General features: G+C 61.0%; 18 protein-coding genes and 1 tRNA gene. 14 read left to right on the forward strand and 5 right to left on the reverse strand.

Going from position 1 to position 19,575, the window contains the following annotated elements; all coding sequences use genetic code 11:
- Positions 1 to 472: 472 nt before the first annotated feature.
- The 5 genes from ACQY7U_RS08435 to hemC all read right to left on the reverse strand — a co-directional run bounded on the left by ACQY7U_RS08435 (position 473) and on the right by hemC (position 6,383).
- Positions 473 to 548 (reverse strand) — tRNA-Thr (locus ACQY7U_RS08435).
- 198 nt (positions 549 to 746) lie between these two features.
- A complete protein-coding gene (locus tag ACQY7U_RS08440) occupies positions 747 to 2,594 on the reverse strand; it encodes a heme biosynthesis HemY N-terminal domain-containing protein (RefSeq protein WP_428643468.1) in 1,848 nt (615 codons plus the stop codon).
- Positions 2,595 to 2,669: 75 nt separating this feature from the next.
- A complete protein-coding gene (locus tag ACQY7U_RS08445) occupies positions 2,670 to 4,592 on the reverse strand; it encodes a hypothetical protein (protein WP_428643469.1) in 1,923 nt (640 codons plus the stop codon).
- A gap of 134 nt (positions 4,593 to 4,726) precedes the next feature.
- The gene (locus ACQY7U_RS08450) at positions 4,727 to 5,443 is read right to left on the reverse strand and encodes a uroporphyrinogen-III synthase (protein WP_428643470.1); all 717 of its coding nucleotides are present in this window, start codon (positions 5,441 to 5,443) and stop codon (positions 4,727 to 4,729) included.
- A 13-nt stretch (positions 5,444 to 5,456) separates the two neighbouring features.
- Positions 5,457 to 6,383 (reverse strand): hydroxymethylbilane synthase, encoded by a 927-nt coding sequence (hemC, locus tag ACQY7U_RS08455; RefSeq protein ID WP_428643471.1) that lies wholly within the window; start codon positions 6,381 to 6,383, stop codon positions 5,457 to 5,459.
- Positions 6,384 to 6,478: 95 nt separating this feature from the next.
- On the opposite strand from hemC, the gene tsaD reads away from it, so the two are divergent.
- From tsaD to ACQY7U_RS08525, 14 genes are all read left to right on the forward strand, one after another.
- Positions 6,479 to 7,585, forward strand: coding sequence for a tRNA (adenosine(37)-N6)-threonylcarbamoyltransferase complex transferase subunit TsaD (gene tsaD / locus ACQY7U_RS08460; protein WP_428643472.1), 1,107 nt, complete (start codon positions 6,479 to 6,481; stop codon positions 7,583 to 7,585).
- Between the two features lie 102 nt (positions 7,586 to 7,687).
- Positions 7,688 to 8,191, forward strand: coding sequence for an NUDIX hydrolase (locus ACQY7U_RS08465; RefSeq protein WP_428643474.1), 504 nt, complete (start codon positions 7,688 to 7,690; stop codon positions 8,189 to 8,191).
- A 29-nt stretch (positions 8,192 to 8,220) separates the two neighbouring features.
- Positions 8,221 to 8,697: an NUDIX hydrolase gene (locus tag ACQY7U_RS08470; protein WP_428643490.1), complete on the forward strand. Its 477-nt coding sequence runs from the start codon at positions 8,221 to 8,223 to the stop codon at positions 8,695 to 8,697.
- The gene (locus ACQY7U_RS08475; protein ID WP_428643475.1) at positions 8,684 to 9,691 is read left to right on the forward strand and encodes an NAD(P)H-dependent glycerol-3-phosphate dehydrogenase; all 1,008 of its coding nucleotides are present in this window, start codon (positions 8,684 to 8,686) and stop codon (positions 9,689 to 9,691) included. The genes ACQY7U_RS08470 and ACQY7U_RS08475 overlap by 14 nt, the downstream gene beginning before the upstream one ends.
- Before the next feature lie 195 nt (positions 9,692 to 9,886).
- Entirely contained in the window at positions 9,887 to 10,702 is an 816-nt protein-coding gene (locus ACQY7U_RS08480) for a hypothetical protein (RefSeq protein ID WP_428643476.1), read from the forward strand.
- A gap of 317 nt (positions 10,703 to 11,019) precedes the next feature.
- Entirely contained in the window at positions 11,020 to 11,313 is a 294-nt protein-coding gene (locus ACQY7U_RS08485) for a YciI family protein (RefSeq protein WP_428643477.1), read from the forward strand.
- A 262-nt stretch (positions 11,314 to 11,575) separates the two neighbouring features.
- Positions 11,576 to 12,001 (forward strand): EVE domain-containing protein, encoded by a 426-nt coding sequence (locus ACQY7U_RS08490; RefSeq protein WP_428643478.1) that lies wholly within the window; start codon positions 11,576 to 11,578, stop codon positions 11,999 to 12,001.
- A 245-nt stretch (positions 12,002 to 12,246) separates the two neighbouring features.
- Positions 12,247 to 12,906 (forward strand): class I SAM-dependent methyltransferase, encoded by a 660-nt coding sequence (locus tag ACQY7U_RS08495; protein WP_428643479.1) that lies wholly within the window; start codon positions 12,247 to 12,249, stop codon positions 12,904 to 12,906.
- 144 nt (positions 12,907 to 13,050) lie between these two features.
- The gene (locus tag ACQY7U_RS08500; protein WP_428643481.1) at positions 13,051 to 14,223 is read left to right on the forward strand and encodes a M20 aminoacylase family protein; all 1,173 of its coding nucleotides are present in this window, start codon (positions 13,051 to 13,053) and stop codon (positions 14,221 to 14,223) included.
- Between the two features lie 136 nt (positions 14,224 to 14,359).
- On the forward strand, positions 14,360 to 15,154 hold the full coding sequence (locus ACQY7U_RS08505) for an AlbA family DNA-binding domain-containing protein (RefSeq protein ID WP_428643482.1): 795 nt from the start codon (positions 14,360 to 14,362) through the stop codon (positions 15,152 to 15,154).
- Between the two features lie 4 nt (positions 15,155 to 15,158).
- Positions 15,159 to 15,929: a sulfite exporter TauE/SafE family protein gene (locus tag ACQY7U_RS08510; RefSeq protein WP_428643484.1), complete on the forward strand. Its 771-nt coding sequence runs from the start codon at positions 15,159 to 15,161 to the stop codon at positions 15,927 to 15,929.
- A gap of 126 nt (positions 15,930 to 16,055) precedes the next feature.
- Positions 16,056 to 17,168 (forward strand): 3-isopropylmalate dehydrogenase, encoded by a 1,113-nt coding sequence (gene leuB / locus ACQY7U_RS08515; RefSeq protein WP_428643486.1) that lies wholly within the window; start codon positions 16,056 to 16,058, stop codon positions 17,166 to 17,168.
- A gap of 77 nt (positions 17,169 to 17,245) precedes the next feature.
- Complete coding sequence (locus ACQY7U_RS08520) at positions 17,246 to 17,665, forward strand: hypothetical protein (RefSeq protein ID WP_428643487.1); 420 nt, start codon at positions 17,246 to 17,248, stop codon at positions 17,663 to 17,665.
- Between the two features lie 223 nt (positions 17,666 to 17,888).
- The coding region (locus ACQY7U_RS08525) for a HAMP domain-containing protein (protein WP_428643489.1) at positions 17,889 to 19,575 on the forward strand (1,687 nt) is incomplete at its 3' end.

Raw genomic sequence — 19,575 nt, forward strand, 5'->3', positions numbered from 1 at the left:
GAACCCCTGGCTGCCTCGACCAATGGCCTCGGTTAAATTTACAATGATAGTAAATTTCGAAATGTATATTTTCAGTTACCGTCCAATTTTCACGCGAAATAGACAAAGATATATTTGAAGATCCGAATATGTATTTTCATACAATGAGTGATCGAAGGAAAAAATCCCGATTATATTTGACCAAACGTAAGATTTTCTAGATCACACCAAGAAATTCCCGAGGAACGGTTGAGCCTGGATGGTATCTCGCCCGGGTTGTCACCTGCCATGGTCCGGCAGGAAGGGTGTCCTTCGAATGTCGGGAAGCCCGGCTTCGGGCAAGGAAAACGGCCCGCAGGAAAAAGCTCTGCCTTCAGTGCGAACCGATGCCCAGGTCTTCGGACCGATGATTTGAAACTGGTGCGGGTGAGAGGAGAAATCTCGAACCTGATCCGCGCTCGAGTAGCCCGAAGGGCGATGGCGCGAACAAGTATGGTGCCGCTGAAGGGACTCGAACCCCCGACCCCATCATTACGAATGACGTGCTCTACCAACTGAGCTACAGCGGCAATGTGCCTGAACGGATCAAGCAGCGCGCTATTGCGCGTTTGCCCGGCGCGTGCCGAGTGCGCCGCTAATTACCGGAGCTTGGCGTCAGATGCAAGAGGCTGAAAGACGCTTCTTGCAGAAAGATCACATCTTCCGGTTTACACGCCTGCCGGAACGGGCAATCGGCGCGGCGGTTCGCGCCGCCGCACCCTTGCAGTTTAATTGAAGAACCGGGGACGCGCGGAGGACGCGCTCTTGTCTTCCTCCTCATCGTCCGGTCCGGGATCGTCCGGCATGCGCGACAGGGCGAACTCGATCGGACGGTTCAGATCCTCCTCTTCGGAAGCTGCGGCTTTGTTCTCCCCTTCCTTGCCGCCCTTGGCGTCAGGACCGTTCGCGGCCGCCGTTTCGGCGCCACTTTCGGATGAGGTTTTGGCGGCCGGCTTGTCTTTTTCCGCAGCCGGAACCGGTTCATGGACCTCGGCGGTTTTCTCGCCCGCCGCTGCCGCATCCGGCAGATCCTTCAGCGCCGGACTGAACCGGACGTCGTCGGTGGTGCCTTCATAGCCCTGCTTGGTCGTAGCCGGAGACGCCTTCGCCGCCTCACCGGAGCTGACGCTTTTTTCCTCCGGGGAGGCCGGCTTCGAAACCGGTTCGGCTTCAAGGTCCACCGTCGCCAGGTCCTCGGCTTCCGCCGCAGGGCCCGCCGGGCGAACCGGCGTGGCGGCCGTCAGCGCCGGGGCCTCGAACGCGCTGTCTTCAAGCAACTCGCCGTCGCTGTCGGAAAGCCCCGTGGGTGTCCCCCACTGGAAGGCGTCCAGTTTTCCGGTCACCGGCGAGACCGGCTGCCAATCGCCGGAAACGACCCCGTCCGCCATCCAGACCTTGTCGAGCGGCGCATTCACCGCCCGCGCCAGCCAGTCGCGCATGCGGCCCCGGTCGCCGTGTTCGGCTTCCTCGACCTCGGCCATCAGAAGGAAGGCCTTGCGGGAAGGTTCGGACTGCAGCACCGTCTTGAGCTGCGCACGGGCCTCGTCGAACTCGCGCGCCTCCAGCGCCGCTTTTGCAATCGCGAACGCGCCTTCCGCCGTATTGGCGCGCTGCGCGGACAGCGACTTGACCCGTTTCAACCGGTCAACCGCCGAATCGCCGGTCCTCACATGCGCGTAAGTGTCGGCGAGTTCGGGATGCGGGGACAGCCGCCAGGTGGCTTCCAGAACCTTGGAAGCCTTGCGGATATCCCCGCGGCGGGTGGCCAGGCGCGAAGTAAGCACGGCGGCCGGCACCAGGTCCAGCGCCAGCCCGTGGGCTTCCTTGGCCAGGGAGTAAGCCCGCTCCGGATCGCCGTCCTCCAGCTTGCCCGCCAGCGCGGTCAGCACCACGGCGCGTTGGCGCCGGTAGGTTTTCTTGTCCAGCATCTTGGCGGCATAGTTGCGTTCTAGCGTCTTCAAGGCATCTTCCCAGTGATGGGCGATCGCCTGATACCCGAGAACCGCCTTGCCGGCCCACTCGAGGCCCGGCGAGGTCTTGACCGCTTCTTCCGCGTAATGACGCGCAGCGACAGGTTCATTGTGACGTTCGGCTTCGACGAAGAGGCCATGCAGGCCAAGCGCCTTGGTGGCCGGGTCGTCCAGCATGTCCTCGAACCGCTGACGCGCCTCGTCGTCCTTGCCCGCGAGTTGGGCGGTCTGGGCGAGCAGAAGCTTGGCTGCCGGTTCTTCCGCCAACAGGCGGTCGGCCTCAAGCCCGTGGCGGCGCGCCAGTTTGGCGTTGCCCGTGCCAAGCGCTATCAGCCCCTGGGACAGGGCGGTATAGCCCTTGTCCTTTCGGCGGCGCTTGAAGAACCGGCTGGCGATCTGCGGTGACTTCAGGATCACCCGGATCAGCCACACGGCCGCCAGGAAAACCGCCAGAAGCGCACCCGCGACCAGCGCCGCGGTGACGGGCGGCTGCTCCCAGACATAACCGTTCCAGCTGATCGATATCGTGCCCGGCAGGTCGGCCATCCAGGCGAAGCCCGATGCCAGGGCAAATACCAGCAGGACGAAAAAAAGGACGCGGATCATCTGGTTCGCTCCCAAGCGTTACCGGTCATCCCGGCTTGATTTCTTCTCATCGGATGGCCGCAAACCGGCCTCCGGTCAACTGTCTTTCCCGGCAAGCGCGTTCAGCACTTCCTTCGAGGCTTTTTCCGTCAGCGCATCGACCTCGACGCGGGCCTGCGCCCGCGCGGCCCAGTCAGAGGCAACGGTCCGGGCTGTTTCCGGAAGGTCCTTGTAGGCTGCCAGCGCACCGCTCAGGTCGCCTGCGGACACCGCATTCTCCATCCGCCGGAGGGCCGCTTCCGGTCCGGTTCCGTCCGCATCGCCGGGACCGCGCACGGCAATGAGCGACTTGGCGCTCGCCAGGAAGCTGTCCAGCACATCGCCTTCCCGGTCGGGCTCGGAAAAGGTCTGGTAGACGCTGCGGGCGACCGGCGGGAACTGCGCGATCAGCACGGAGACCGGCTCGACGCCGCTGGCGGCATGGGCTTCCAGCGCCGTCAGGTCGATATCGGTCGGGAGACCCGCCTTGACCGCCGCCAGTTCGGTTTCATAGGACCGGCCGGAATCGACCGCCGACTTCAGCGCGGAGACAGAAAGTGCGCGGGCGGCGGTTTCGCGCGCCGTCGCATCGCCCATGGTGGCCTCGACCGATGCCAGGCGCTTGGACAGCGCATCCAGCTCAGCCCGGATATCCTCCAGCGCCGCGGAATTCGCCGTGCCCATGGACTTGATGTCCGCGGACAGGCTGGCGAGTGTTTCGGTTGCCCGGGCCTGGCTGTCTGCCAGTGTCTTCAGGGAAACGTCGGAGGTGGAAACCGCGCTCTGCGCGGCCTTCGCGGTCGCTTCCGTGTTCTGCAGCCGGGTCTCGACCTCGCTCAAGGTTTTTTTCAGGCCATCAACCTGCGTTTCGATGCCGGTCACCGAGCCGGACAGCTTGTCCGCTTCCGAGGTGGTCGAATTCGAGGCGGCCTCCAGCTTGGCGAGACGCGCTTCCAGCGGCTCCAGGTCTACCGCCGTTCCGGCGTTCGAAGCCTTTTCCAACGCGGCCATCCGGTCTTCCAGCGGTTTCAGGTTGACCGGAGCGCCATCGCCTGAGCCGAGCGAGGCCATGTCGCTGCGCAGGCTTTCAACATCCTTTTGCAAAGCTTCCATAGCCGGCACGACATCCGGCGAGGACGCCGGCGTTGCGTTGTCAAGCCGGCTTTCCAGCGCGGCGACTTTCGCCTCCAGCGCCGTGTCCGCGCTGTTGTCGGCACCCGTATTCCCGCCCGAACTCAACGCACCCAGCTGTTTTTCGAGATCCGAGATCTTGCCCTCGGCGGTGGAGAGAGCATTTGCCATCTGCTGATTCGGCTCCGGCGTGATCTTGATCAGCCCGGCCTGATAAAGGCCGAAGCCGCCGCCGAGCACCAGGATACCGCCGATGACGGCCGCAATCAGCACACCGAAAGCCCCGACGCCGCCCCTGTCCTCCGCCGCGGGCGGATTGGCGAAGGTTGTCGGCGTTGTCGAAGAAGGCCGTGAAGTGGACGAGGAGCTTGCCGGTCCGCCCGTGCTCGCGGCCGTCTTGCCCGCTGCAGATGCCGACGCTGATGCCGGCTTGGAGGCACTCGTTGAAGACGCGGTGCCGGAAGAGGTGGCGCCGGAAGAAGTGGCGGAAGAGCTTGCGGACGCTGATTTGGAGGCGGACGCCGTGGAAGAAGGCGTGGCCGACGGGCTGCGCGCCGTGCCGGAGGAAGCCGACGGCGTGGCGCTGCTGCTTGCCGGTTTGGAAGCGCTTGAAGTTGCACTCCTTGCGGCGGGATCCGAAGTTGCGGGTTTGCTCGACGGGCTTGCGGAGGACGCTTCCCTTGAAGTGGAAGCTCCCGGTTTTTCACCGATCTTTTCGGCCTTCAGGTCGATTGTCACCGGTCGCTTGGACGATGTGGAGGACGAAGAAGGCGTGCTTCCCGGCTTGCCCGATGTCCCGCTTCCGCTCGAAGAGGATGTTCCGCCAGAAGATTTGTTGTCCGTCGCCATCTGCTCTCCTCCTGAACCCTTCCGGTCCGGGTTTCTTAGGTCCCAAGACCTTCACTATACACACCTCGTTGCGGAGCGGTACCGCTGCAGCAGCGACATTCCGCGCTGCAAAAGAACGACTCCCCCGGTTCTGGTTAACACTCTGTTAAAGCCAGTTTCAGCAGCGCCGTTTCATTCGGTGCACCCGCAACATGCACCTTCATGTGACCAGATAGTGGCCCTGCCGCCTGTTGCGAGATGGCAAAGACCCGCAAACCGGAAAAAACAGGATTGAGACCGCTCGCCGTCAGCAGGTCGAACAACGCCTCCGCCGTCCGTTTCGAATAGACCAGCACACCGTCATAGGCCGACGATATCAGAGCATCGACCACTGCTTCCGGCAGCTCGTCGACAGCTTCCATCCGGTAAACGACCTGAAGACGGCAGGTCATCCCGCCTTCGTCCAACAACCCCTCCAGGTCGCCCGCGCGCTCTTCTGCCGCAGGGTAGAGCACAGCACTTCCCGCGAACACACCGCGATGATCCAGAAGGCAGGCAGCCAGCGAGGTAACGTCGCCATCCGCCGCCGAGACAGATTCGAACCCGGCTCTCCTGCAGGCCTCGGCAGTCGACTCGCCAACGGCGAAGACCGGCAGGGCCTTGAGGTCTGGCATTTGTGCGTGTTCCGACAGAACCGTCACCGCCCGCCGGCTGGTCACCGCCAGGGCCTTGACCCCAGAAAGATCAAAGGATCTTGGCGGATCGGCCCTGAACCGCAGCAGCGGAGCCTCATCGGCGAAATGACCGGCGGCCCGCAGCTTGTCCGCGGTGCGTTTGCAGTCGGGCTGTGGCCGGGTCACCAGAAAACGCATTCCGGACCGTCCTTCAGTGGCCCGCCAGGAAGCCGGGTCCCATCTTTGCCTTCAGGGCTTCACCGACTGAGCGGCCGATTGCAACCGCGTCTTCCGCGGCACCGCTTGCATCCGCCTCATGGGCTTCCGATCCGTCCGGCTTCAGCACGATGCCCCTGAAATGCAGCCTGCCGCCTTCCAGCACCGCCAGACCGCCGATGGGCGTGCGGCAGGAGCCGTCGAGGACTGCCAGGAAGGCCCGTTCCGCGTCGAGCCGGACCTGGGTGTCCGGATCGTGGATCGCGGCCAGCTTCTGCAAGGTCGCTTCATCGTCCGCCCGGCTTTCGATACAGATCGCCCCCTGCCCGACGGCGGGAATGAATTCGTCGACTTCCAGAAGGCTGGTGATTTCCTTTTCCAGCCCCAGACGCCTGAGACCGGCGGCCGCCAGCAGTGTCGCGTCCACCTCGCCTTCCGCAAGTTTGCGCAGGCGGGTCTGCAGGTTGCCGCGGTACATGACGACCTCGATATCCGGCCTGAGCCGCTTGATCATCGCCTGACGGCGCAAGGAGCTTGAGCCGACCACGGCACCCTGCGGCAGGTCGCTCAGGGTTTTCGCCTTGGGCGACAGGAACGCGTCACGGACATCTTCACGCGGCAGGAAGGCAGTCAGCGCCAGCCCGTCCGGCAGAACCGTCGGCATGTCCTTGGAGGAATGTACGGCCAGATCGATTCTCCCGTCCAGCAGCGCTTCCTCGATTTCCTTGGTGAAAAGACCCTTGCCCCCCACTTCGGAAAGCGGCCGGTCCTGGATCTTGTCGCCCGAGGTCTTGATCACCACAATTTCGAAAGCCTCTTCCGCAAGGCCGTGGGCCGCCATCAGCCGCTCGCGGGTCTCATGGGCTTGCGCCAGCGCAAGCGCGCTGCCCCGGGTTCCGATACGCAAAGGATTTGATTGCAAGGTTCACCGTCCAGATGTTACGCCCGGCAGGTCATCGCCGGGCATGCAATTGTTACTGACCGTATGTCCTAACACAGGCCACCACTGCTGAACCAATGACTTCAGTCAATTCAAAAGACAATGCGACCAATCTGACGGTCCTGGGCATTGAGACCAGTTGCGATGAAACCGCCGCAGCGGTGGTGCGCGGACCTGTGCACAAGGCAATCCTCTCCAACACCATCCGCTCGCAGATCGACGAACACACCGAATTCGGCGGCGTGGTGCCCGAAATTGCCGCCAGGGCGCATATCGAAATTCTCGACCGGATCGTGGCCGAAGCCATGCAGGAAGCCGGTTGTGGCTGGGACGACATCGATGCGGTTGCCGCGACTGCCGGGCCGGGTCTCATCGGCGGCGTCATTGTCGGCTTCATGACCGCCAAGGCGATCGCCATGGCCGCCGGCAAGCCGATTGTCGGGGTCAATCACCTGGAAGGCCATGCGCTGACCGCGCGCCTGACCGACAATCTGGAGTTTCCGTTCCTGCTGCTGCTGGTTTCCGGTGGACACAGCCAGTTCCTGCTGGTGCGCGGCGTCGGCGACTATGAGCGCCTGGGCACCACCATCGACGATGCCATCGGCGAGGCCTTCGACAAGACGGCAAAACTCCTCGGCCTGCCCTATCCGGGCGGCCCGCAGGTGGAAAAGATGGCGGCAAAAGGCGATGTCACCCGTTTCAAGATGCCGCGCCCGCTGCTCGACCGGCCCGGCCTCGACATGTCCTTTGCGGGCCTCAAGACCGCACTCAGGACCCAGGCGAAGAAACTGGAACCGGTGGACGACCAGACGGTTGCCGACCTTTGCGCCGCCTTTCAGCGGGCCGTTTCCGATGTCCTGGCCGCGCGGACCCGGTCGGCGCTCGCGCTCTTCCGGGAACGGCACCCGGAGGCTGACCCGGCGATCGTCGTCGCCGGCGGCGTTGCCGCCAACAAACAGATCCGGCAAAGCCTTCTGGAAGCGGCCGATGAGGCGGGGGCCCGTTTCGTCGCGCCGCCAATGAACCTTTGCACGGACAATGCCGCCATGATCGCCTGGGCCGGTATCGAACGGCTGCAGGCGGGACCGGTCGACGACATGACCCTGTCGCCGCGTCCGCGCTGGCCGCTCGACCAGACCAGCACCGGGGTTCTGGGTGCAGGCAAAAAAGGCGCGAAAGTTTGAGCGAACTTCGGACTTTCAAGCGCCGCATCGCTACTCAGCCCTTTCATGAAGTGCGGATTGCCTGCTAGGAAGCAGACCCGGCACTCTGAGGACCCTTTGAAGATGCGCATCTACCACAAGGCCTATGTCTACCTGACTTGCGGTACCGACCTGCTGGTCTTCAACGAGCCGGACACGCCCTGGCTCGGGATGCAGGTGCCGGGCGGCACCATCGATCCCGGCGAGAGCTTTCTGCATGGGGCCATGCGCGAATTCGCAGAGGAAACCGGCCTCACGCTGGACGCCGCCTTCGACCACTTTTCCGACCAGGACATTCCCTTCGAAACGATCCCGCCGGTCGGGCAATTCAGGCCCGCGCCGGACCGCCCCCTGCTCGGCCGTCACATCCGGCGCAACTACCATGTCCGGATTGCTGAACAGCCGCGGCAGGAATGGGAGCATTTCGAGATCTACCCCAGCAGCGGCAGCGGACCGATTCGCTACCGCTTCTTCTGGGTCGACCTTTTCGGCCCCGAGGCAGGAGATGCCGAAAATTTCTTTGCCGCCTTCGGCGAGCCGATAGAAGCCTTGCGTTGCCGTGTGCCGGGCATTCGCAAAGCGGCCTAGCGAAGGTTATATTTTTCAAGGACTTGCCGTTGAACCTCTACCACAAAGCCTATGTCTACCTGACCTGCGGGACGGAGCTTCTGGTCTTTTCGGAGCCCGATCACCCGGAGGTTGGACTGCAAGTCCCCGGCGGAACCCTCGACCCTGGCGAAAGTTATTTGCACGGCGCCCGGCGTGAATTTGCCGAGGAAACCGGACTTTCGTTGGATATCGCTCTCGAATCGTTCGCGGACCAGGACCATATCTTCGAGAATGTCCCCGATTGTCTCGACGGCCTGCATCGCCGGCGGCATTTTCACGGTCGCATTCGTGAAAAACCCGCGACACAATGGGAACACTATGAAACGTCACCGAGTGCCGGCGGAGCTCCGATAAGGTTCCGTCTGTTCTGGGTTGATCTGTTCTCATCCGATGCGCCGCCCGAGACCCGGTTCTTTGAAGGGTTTGGAGCGCAGCTTGAAACATTACGGTCGCGCATGGAAAGGCAGAGCAATGGGCGCCATTAAATCGATCGGCGTCATTGGAGGCGGGGCCTGGGGAACGGCGCTGGCATTGACGGCCGCGCGGGCCGGAAGAGACGTGCGCCTTTGGGCCCGCGATCCCGGAACCGTGTCCGATATCCGCTCCCGGCGGCAGAACCAGCGTTATCTGCCCGGGATCACCTTCGATGAAGACCTCAATCCCACAACGAACCTGGACGAGGTCGCCGATGCGGACGCCCTGCTGCTGGTCACGCCCGCGCAAACGACCCGCGCCATGCTGTCCGCGCTGAAGAAAACCGGCAAGGTCCGCGGTCCCGTCGTGCTCTGCGCCAAGGGCATTGAACAATCCTCCGGCAAGCTTCTCTCCAAGGTCATGAGCGAGGAACTGCCCGGTGTGGAACCGGGCGTGCTCTCCGGTCCGAGTTTTGCCGATGACGTCGCCAAGGGGCTCCCGACCGCCGTCACCATTGCCGCCAATTCCGCCAAGACCGCGCTGAGCCTCTGCGAGGCGCTGCAGTCGCCCTGCTTCCGCCCCTATGCCTCCATCGACATTCTGGGCACCCAGATCGGCGGCGCGCTGAAGAACGTGCTGGCGATTGCCTGCGGAGCAGTCGTCGGCCGCAAGCTCGGCGCCAGCGCCCAGGCGGCGCTGACTGCGCGCGGCTTCGCCGAACTCTCGCGCCTCGGCACCGCCATGGGCGCCCAAGCGGAAACGCTCACCGGACTTTCCGGACTCGGCGACCTCGTGCTCACCTGCTCCTCCAGCCAGTCGCGCAACTTCTCCTTTGGCCTGCGCCTCGGCGAAGGCTTCATGGCTTCTGAGCTGATCGCCGCCGGCGGCAAGCTCGCCGAAGGCGCCTATTCCGCCCGTGTCGCGGTCAAGCTGGCGAAGAAATACGACGTCGAAGTGCCAATCTGCGAGACGGTGGCCCGGATGATCGACGAGGACCTGACCATTGATGACGCCCTCAACACCCTGATGGCCCGGCCGCTGAAGGCGGAAACGGAAGGCGTTTGAAGCAATATCGCAACCAGAAGACGAGAACGTGCTTGTCATCCTGACTTTGGTGCGTTTTCCTATCGATCGAGAATATCAAAGATCGAAGCGTGTGTTTCAGAGCATTCTGGGCGCTCATGTTGTTTGCCGTCGCACGATTTCGCTGACGGGTAGAATATGTCGTTGTGTAGCTTATTGACCGGGGTTTTGAGGAAAATGCAATTTGGAAGCGTTCTGGTTTTTCTTCTGTTGCTTCTTTCGCAAAGCAAAGCATATGCGCAAGATTGTGTGAAGCCTTTAAGCTTTGAGGACACTTCTGAGTATGCGTTGCTTGAAAAAATAGACGCAAAATCCAGAACGACAGAAGATCTTCTTAACAAATTTGCCACGTTGAGCGATTTGGGAGAAGCAATTCGCTCATACAGGAAATTTTTATTAGATATTGAAAATGGAGATTTCGAGGTCAGTAATAAGATTTTTCAACGATGGACGAATGGAGAAGGCGTCATTGCACAACACCTTATTATTAGCGCCTCTTATCTTGAGATAGATGATATCGTGAAACATGATTACTCCGCATTGATTGAAGATTTCTTGAAAGATAATAAAAAATTCTGCTGGATTGAGACTGACAATTTCGTCTTTAAGTTTGCCGAATACAAACAAAGGTCCGCACAAATCTACCCAAAGGAACTTGAGCTTAAAGAGTTTGTATCTGTTATGAGGGAGGGATTTTGGTCATCAAGCGACCGAAGCTACTTGCAAGATTACTTTGATCTTTTGCGCCTCGGCGGGATCGATCTAACAAAAGAGGAGCTAAAGATTTGGAGCAAAAAAAATGCCTCCGATGATTATTGCAACAATGTCGCGCACTGCATTGAACGCATAAGAATTGAAATCAAAAATTTTAAGAAAGAAAACAGCGAAATCATAGAAGAAAGAATAAGAAAATTTGATTGTGAAGGATTGTATGTAAATTCGAAAGGCCTCTCAATTAAAGTGAATTTTTGTGACGGAATCCTAAAATTTTAACTTGAAGGCCCGCCGCAGGTGACGGTGGTCTTAACCCCTTAGAACACTGTTCAAATCACCCCTTGCCATAAACTTGAGAAGACCTTTTCACAAAGACGCCTCCCCACGCTCCACCTCATCCTGAGGAAGCGCGATGCGCAGTCTCAAAGGATGGCCACTTGCCCCGAAGTGGTCTCCCATGCATCGAGACGGGCCCTGCTCGGCAGGCTGTTGGGTTTGCCGGAAACACAAAACGCTCCGTCCGCTTATCCACCATTGAGTTTCGACAGGTCCAGTCCTAGGTTCGTCCCAGTTCGACAACCTGAAGGTCTCTTCCCATGCTCTATGCCCTGATCTGCACCGACAAGGCCCACGCCTTGCAAACGCGCCTCGACAATCGTGCGAACCATCTGGAATTCCTGAAAGCCCTCGGCGACAGCCTGAAGGCGGCCGGTCCCTTCATGGACGACGACGGCAACATGACCGGCTCCCTGCTGGTGATCGAAGCCTCCAACCGCGACGAAATTCTTGCCATTTCCGAAGAAGATCCCTACGCCCGGGCCGGCCTCTTCGAAAGCGTCGAAATCAGGCCGTGGAATTGGGTACTAGGGTCTGGTCCGACTAAGGATTAGGTCGCGGCGCGATTCGAATTTCGGTATCCGAATAGAAGGAAAGCCCGCAGTGGTGCACTCACCACAAGGGGTTTCCGACGCATTCGGGACCAAAATTCGCCGCATCTCGAAGAGATTTGGCAAAAATCGCTCATTTCTGCGTCGCAAAGTCTTGAAAGAGAGAACTCTTCCTGCAACTTCGCTCCTTGAACTTGAGCGATTTTATCCAAACCGCGATCAAATCCTTAGTTGGACCAGACCCTAAAATCCGGAGGTGAAATAAGTGCAGTACTGGCTGATCAAGTCCGAGCCGGACAAATGGTCCTGGGAACAGCAGAAGGCCAAAGGCGATGCCGGAGAGCAATGGGACGGCATCCGGAACTACCAGGCGCGCAATAACATGCGGGCCATGGAGATCGGCGACAAGGCCTTCTTCTATCACTCCAATATCGGCAAGGAAGTGGTCGGCGTCGTTGAAGTCTGCAGCGACATCCATCCGGACACGACAACCGACGACCCCCGCTGGGAATGCGTGGACTTCAAGGCCGTGCGCGACATGCCGAAGCCTGTGACGCTTGCCCAGGTGAAGGCCGAACCACGCCTTGCCAAGATGTCGCTGGTAACCTCCATGCGCCTCTCCGTCCAGCCCGTGACGGAAGACGAATGGAAGGTGGTCTGCGAGATGGGTGGCCTGAAGGACCCGGCCTGAGCGGTGAGTGCGAGCACAAGGCCGCATCCTCACGAGAGGTCACCCCGGACAGGCGCAGCGAAGATCCGGGGCCCACTCGCCGAACCGGACGCCGGGGTGGAAGAAGGTTCGCGGGCAGGTCGGAGGCACGCTCTTGAATGCTCCGGAAATGAGTAGGCCCCGGGTCTCTCTTCGCTCGCCCGGGGTGACACTGGCGGACTTGAAAGGTTCTCAAAATCAATCGCGACGCTTGCCCAGCAGGTCCCATGCCCCTCATTAAAGATCCGTCCGAATTCATCCGCCGGGAAACCCGGATCAAACCGGTGCCGCATGCGGAGGAAATCCGGCTGCATGTGGCTGATGAAGCCATGGACCTGTGGCAGAAGACCGAGGACGAACTTGGCGAACTGGGCATTGCCCCGCCCTTCTGGGCCTTTGCCTGGGCAGGCGGACAGGGCCTTGCCCGCTATATCCTGGATACGCCCGACCTTGTCTCGGACAAGCGTGTTCTTGATTTTGCCTGCGGTTCCGGCCTCGTCGGCATCGCCGCGATGATGGCGGGCGCCGCCTCCTGCCATGCGGTCGATATCGACCCCTTTGCGCTTGCGGCCGCCGAACTCAACGCGGACCTCAATGGCGTAATGCTCAGTTTCGAGACGGCGGACATCACCGCGTCGGAACCGCCGGCAGCCGATATCGTCTTTTGCGGAGACGTCTTCTACGACAAGTATATGGCCGACAAGGTGATGGACCTGATCGACCGGCTGCTTGCAAGGGGGACCGAAGTCCTCGTCGGCGATCCGGGCCGCTCCTACCTGCCGAAGTCACTGCTTACGGAACTTGCCGACTACCGGGTTCCGGTGGTCGGCGCGCTGGAAGACAACGAGATCAAGCACACCAAAGTCTACCGCGTGGAGAAAATTTGATCTCATATCGGCGGAACCAGCGGACCACTCCGACGCTTTCCTCCGGTGCACAAAAGTTTTTCTCCCGGGCCACTTTCCCTTTTTACAGCTTGCGGTAGGTTAGCCGCTTGAGCATCCCGCCTTCCAAGTTTTCAGGAGTCCTTCATGCCCATCGTCAACCGCCTGGCCGATCTGGCCGACGAGATCACCGCCTGGCGCCGCGATATTCACGAGAACCCGGAAATTCTTTACGAGACCGTCCGGACCGCGGGAAAGGTGGCCGAGCTTCTGGAGAGCTTCGGCGTGGACGAGATTGCAACCGGCATCGGCAAGACCGGCGTCGTTGGTGTCATCAAGGGCCGGAACGGCGGCGCCGGCAAGACCATCGGCCTGCGCGCCGACATGGACGCCCTGCCGATCGAGGAAATCACCGGCAAGCCCTATGCTTCCAAGGTTCCGGGCAAGATGCATGCCTGCGGCCATGACGGCCACACCGCCATGCTGCTGGGCGCGGCGAAATATCTGGCCGAGACCCGCAATTTCAACGGCACGGTCGTGGTGATCTTCCAGCCGGCCGAAGAAGGCGGCGCGGGTGCCAAGGCCATGATCGATGACGGCCTGATGACCCGCTGGCCGATCGAGGAAGTCTACGGCATGCACAATTTCCCGGGTCTGCCCGTGGGCGAATTCGCGATCCGCAAGGGCCCCATCATGGCGGCCACCGACGAATTCCGCATCACCATCACCGGCCGCGGCGGCCATGCGGCCAAGCCGCACGACACCATCGACCCGATCGTGACAGGATCCCAGATGGTCAGCGCGCTTCAAACGATTGCCAGCCGCAACGCCGATCCGCTCGATTCTGTCGTTGTCTCGGTGACCGTGTTCCAGGGCGGCAATGCCTTCAACGTCATCCCGCAGGACGTGACCCTGCGCGGCACCGTACGCACGCTCAGCCCGAAGATGCGCGACCTTGCCCAGGAGCGCATGGCCGCCATCGTCAAATCGGTTGCCGACGCCTTCGGCGCGGAGGCCGAACTGGAATTCCGCCGCGGCTACCCGGTCACCGCCAACCATGACGAGCAGACAGACTTCGCTGCATCGATCGCCGAAGGTATCGCCGGCGAAGGCAAGGTCAAGCGCGACATCGCCCCGATGATGGGCGGCGAGGACTTTTCCTACATGCTGGAAGAACGCCCCGGCGCCTTCATCTTTGCGGGCAACGGCGACAGTGCCGGGCTTCATCACCCGGCCTATGACTTCAACGACGAGCTGATCCCTGTCGGCTGTTCCTACTGGGTGAAACTGGTCGAGACCGCCCTTCCCGCGACGGTTTAGGATCAAGCCTCGCCATCGTCATCCCGGACACAGCGAAGCTTCGGTTCGTGCTGCGCCCGGCCGGGATGACGGCGGCTAGGTTTTGGCCTATTACTGACGCCGGTTCCGACCGGCGTTTTTATTTGGACTTTCCGCAATGACGCTTTCCCCGTTCCGCCTGTCTTTTATCGCCACCTATGTCCTGGTGGGCGCCATTGTCGGCGTGCTTGTCATCCATCCGTTGAACCTGATGGTCGTCTGGTGGGAGCTTTCCCGTTTTGCGGAAAACGCACCGGGCCTGTTCGAATTCCTGTCCGCCCGCCTCTGGCTGCTGATTCTGCCGAAGCACTTCGACGTGGCCGTGGCCTACACGCTTGTCGGAGCGGTGGTCGGGCTCGCTTTCGGCATCTTCACCCGCAACTACATGCGCACCACCGAAGCCTACCAGTCCCTGCGCGCCGAACAGACCGCCCTGATCCCGGACCTGATGAAGCAGGGTGAAACGGAGCGCGTCGAATTCAAGTCGTCGCTGCGCTGGGACGTGAAGGAAAACCGCATCAACCGGGGCCTGGAAAAAGTCATCGCCAAGACCATTGCCGGTTTCTTCAATGCCGATGGCGGCCACCTTCTTGTCGGTGTCGACGACGACGGCAGAGCGCTCGGCCTGGAAAAGGATCTCTCCACCCTCAAGAACCCGGATCACGACGCCTTCGAGCGTACGGTCAACGACATCGTGTCCAAGAACCTCGGTGGTGACCTCTGCCCCTATATCCATACGGTGTTCGCCTCCGTCGAGGCGAAGGACGTGGCGATGATCATCATCCGCCCGGCCCCGCGCGCCGTGTACCTGGATGACGGCAAGGCGTCCCTCTTCTACGTACGCAGCGGCAACTCCACGCGGCAGCTCGATGTGCGCGAGGCATTGAGCTACGCCAGAACCCGCTGGGGCTGAGCCGGTGGCGTTGCTGTCCGCATTGCTTCCCGGCGAATTGGGCACGGTCCCGGCCCTCGTCCTGGTCATCGTCAGTTTTTTCACTTCTGCCCTGACCGCAGCCGTCGGGCTTGGCGGCGGCGTGACGCTGATCGCGATCATGGCCGCCCTGATGCCCGCAAGTGCCCTGGTTCCGGTCCATGGCGTCGTCCAGTTCGGCTCCAATGCCGGACGCGCGCTGGTCCAGCTCCGCCATGTCGACTGGTTGATCGCGCTCTGGTTCGCCCTCGGCGCCGCCTTTGGCGCTGCCATCGGCGGGGCGATTGCCGTGGAACTGCCCGCGGCCGTGCTCAAGTTCGGCATCGCCTGCTTCGTGCTCTGGGTGGTCTGGGGCAGAAAACCCAAATTTGGCCAGGCCCGCAAACGGGCGATGGCGGCCGCCGGTTTCGCCTCGACGTTTCTGTCCATGTTCTTCGGAGCAGCCGGTCCGATCGGCGGCGCTGTTCTGTCGACCCTCGGCCTGCCCCGTCACGGCTTCGTCGCCAACCAGGCTGTGACCGCGCTGATCATGCACATCTTCAAGATCCTCGCCTTCGGCGCCCTCGGCTTTGCCTTCGCGCCGTGGGCGGGGCTGATCGTACTGATGATCTTGAGCGGTTTCCTCGGCACCCTCGCCGGCAGCCGGCTGCTCGGCAAGATGAATGAGGCAACCTTCAGGACGTGGTTCAAGCGGGTGATGACCGCGCTGGCGCTGAACCTCTTCTGGCAGGCGGGGAAAAGCTGGGTTGGCCTTTGACCACAGCCGTTCTTGACCTTTCCGTATAGCTCGCTTGAGTTCTTCACAACTGGTCACTCCTTGCAAGAGCGCCGCCGACAGGCTAACCCAACGCCATCTGTTTTCTAATTTCGGGATGGAACGCCCATGGCTTCTCAAAAACTTCTGCTGCTGCCGGGTGACGGCATCGGCCCGGAAATCATGCAGGAAGTGAAAAAGGTCATTGCCTGGTTCAACGAAAAGGGCGGCATGTCCTTTGAGACCGACGAAGGTCTCGTCGGCGGCTCTGCTTATGACGCCCACGGCCAGTCGATTTCCGAGGAAGACATGGCCAAGGCCATGGCGGCGGACGCAGTCATCTTCGGCGCCGTCGGCGGCCCGAAGTGGGACGACGTTCCCTATGAAGTGCGCCCGGAAGCCGGTCTGCTGCGCCTGCGCAAGGACATGCAGCTCTTCGCCAACCTGCGCCCGGCCATCTGCTACCCGGCGCTCGCAGATGCTTCGTCCCTGAAAAAGGACGTCATCGAAGGTCTCGACATCCTGATCGTTCGCGAACTGACCGGCGGCGTCTACTTCGGCGAGCCAAAGGAAATCATCGACCTCGGAAACGGCCAGAAGCGCGGTATCGACACCCAGGTCTATGACACCTACGAGATCGAGCGCATCTCCAAGGTGGCCTTCGAACTGGCCCGCACGCGGAACAACAAGGTCACGTCCATGGAAAAGCGGAACGTGATGAAGTCCGGCGTCCTGTGGAACGACGTTGTCACCGCGACCCATAAGAACGGCTACGAAGACGTGCAGCTGGAGCATATGCTGGCCGACGCCGGCGGTATGCAGCTGGTACGCTGGCCGAAACAGTTCGACGTGATCGTCACCGACAACCTCTTCGGCGACATGCTTTCCGATGTTGCCGCCATGCTGACCGGCTCGCTCGGCATGCTGCCGTCCGCCTCCCTCGGAGCTCCGGACGAAACCACGGGCAAGCGCAAGGCGCTCTATGAACCGGTCCACGGCTCGGCTCCGGACATTGCCGGAACAGGCGCGGCCAATCCGATCGCCATGATTGCCTCCTTCGGCATGGCGCTGCGCTACTCCTTCGAGGAAGTCGCAGCCGCCGACAGGCTGGACAAGGCCATCGCCAACGCCCTGGAAAAGGGCCTGCGCACGAAGGACATTGCGTCCGAGGGCCAGGCGACCGTTTCCACCACCGAAATGGGTGATGCCATCGTTGCCGAACTGGACGCTCTCAGCGCCTGAGGCAAACAGGGTTTGCAAGAAGAGCCGCCTGCGGGTATCCCGTGGGCGGCTTTTCCTTATCTACTCAAGTTGCACAAATGACCGAAGACAAACTCGCCCCCTTCCTGGGCACCTGGATCCTCGACACCGACGCAAGCGATTTTGAACAGGGCGAGCCACCGAAAAGCGCCACGTTGAAGATCGAGGACAACTTCGGCATGGCGGTGTTCACCATGAACCAGGTGGCTGCCGACGGAGAGGTCACCAACGACACCTTCGAGGCCATGCCCGACGGGCCCGAGGTCAAGCTCGGCAAGAGCGGCCTCGTCGACGCCATGCGTCTTGTCTTTCAGGGCGACAGGAACCTTGTCTCCGAGGCCCGCCGCGGAGGTTTGACGATCATGAAGGCTGATCGGGAACTTTCCGAGGACAGCCGCACCCTGACAGTCACCCAGACAGTGCATCTTGTCGACGTATCATCCTTCACCAATATTTCCGTATACCGGCGCGCTCAATAGCCTGAATGCGAAGCTCGTATCAAACACTCTGAACAACGATTCTCATCGTTTGACGCAGAGTTGTTTTTCAACGTCTTCGCACTTTTACCAAATACCGCAGTTACATTTTTGAAATTTGCTATTGTCAATTGATGAAAGCGTAAGAATTCCGGTAATCACAACCCAAGATTTAAGTATGCATTAATCACATTAGGTAACCCTGAGTTGAATTCTGGAGGGTTCCATGTGGGATAAGCTTTCTATTCGCACCAAGATTCCGGTAGCCATTCTGGGCGTCGCGCTGGGCGTGGGCACCGGCATCGGTCTGAGCAGCTATCTTTCCGCAGCCGGCGAAATCCGCCAACTCACCGAAACCCGGCTGCACTCCATTGCCGAAAGCCGGGCAACCGAGCTTTCCGACTATCTGAACGCCATTCAATCCGATCTGCAGCTGGTCAGTGACCTGCCGTTCACCCATCAAGCCTTGCGGGCCTTTTCGGAAGCCTGGCAGACCCTTGACGGCGACCGGACCGTCCAGTTGAAAAAGGCCTATATCAGCGGCAATCCGCACCCGCTCGGGAAAAAGCATCTTCTGGATGGCGCGGAAACCGGCACCGCCTACGACACCGCCCACGCCCGCTACCACCCCTGGCTCCGGGAGTTTCTCACCGAACGCGGATATTACGACGTCTTCCTGTTCAACATGGAGGGCGACCTTGTCTACACCGTCTTCAAGGAAGAGGACTTTGCGACCAATTTCCGTGCAAACGGCCCCTGGACGGACACGGATCTTGGAAGGGTATTCCGGGCCGCCGCGGACACTTCTTCAAGCTCCGCCCACTTCTTCGATTTCCGCCCCTATGCGCCCAGCCATGACGCTCCCGCAAGCTTCATATCCAGGCGCATCGAACAGGACGGGGTTCCGGTCGGCGTTCTCGCTTTCCAGATGCCCATCGACCGCATCAACTCGATCATGGGCCGTGCATCCGGGCTGGGCGACACCGGAGAAACCGTCATCGTCGGCTCAGACAACCTGTTGCGGAACGATTCCCGTTTCACGGAGATCAACGACATTCTGGTGACGCCGGTATCCAGCCCGGCCGTCTCGGAAACCCTGGCAGGTAAGTCACCGGTCGACAGAGGCCCGGCACACAGAAACGAAAGCTTCCTTCAGGCAGGCGAACCTTTGACCTTCCTGGGCACCACCTGGGCCATTCTGGCCATGCAGTCCGAGAAGGAGGCCATGGCCCCTCTTGCCACGCTGAAAACATGGATGCTTGTGATCGGCCTGGTCCTGTTCGTTCTGGCCGCCGCCGGTGGCTACGGCCTCGCCCTGACGATCACCCGCCCGCTTGGCCAGCTTATTTCCAACATCAGGGACCTGATCGACGGCAAACTGGAGACCAACATCGACGGAACCGATCGCGCGGATGAAATCGGCGACATGAAGCGGGCTGTCGAAGTGTTTCGCGACAATGCCGTCGAGGTGAAGTGCAATAACGAGGCAGCCCTTGCCCGGCGGACCGAGGAAGACGCCCGGCGCGCCGAGATGGACCGTCTCGTCAACGCGTTCAAGGGACGGATTTCCGAAGTCCAGGATCAACTGTCGCGCCAGACCGCGGTCATGGGGTCGACATCCGAACAGCTGGTGGACATGGCCCGCTCCGCAACCGGTGCCGCGGACGGCGCCCTCGCCGCGTCGCGCATGTCGGATGAAAGTGTGCAGGCATCCGCGGTTGCCGCGGAGGAGCTCAGGATTTCCATCGAGGAAATCAACCAGCACACCGGCAATGCGCTGGCGATCACCCGGGAAGCGGCGGAGGCCGCCCAATCGACCGATTCCGACGTGACGGCCCTGGCGGGTTCGGCTGAAAAAATCGGAGCCGTTATCAGCATGATCCGCGACATTGCCGAGCAGACCAACCTGCTGG

Source organism: Roseibium sp. (assembly GCF_050301095.1).
Taxonomy (GTDB): domain Bacteria; phylum Pseudomonadota; class Alphaproteobacteria; order Rhizobiales; family Stappiaceae; genus Roseibium.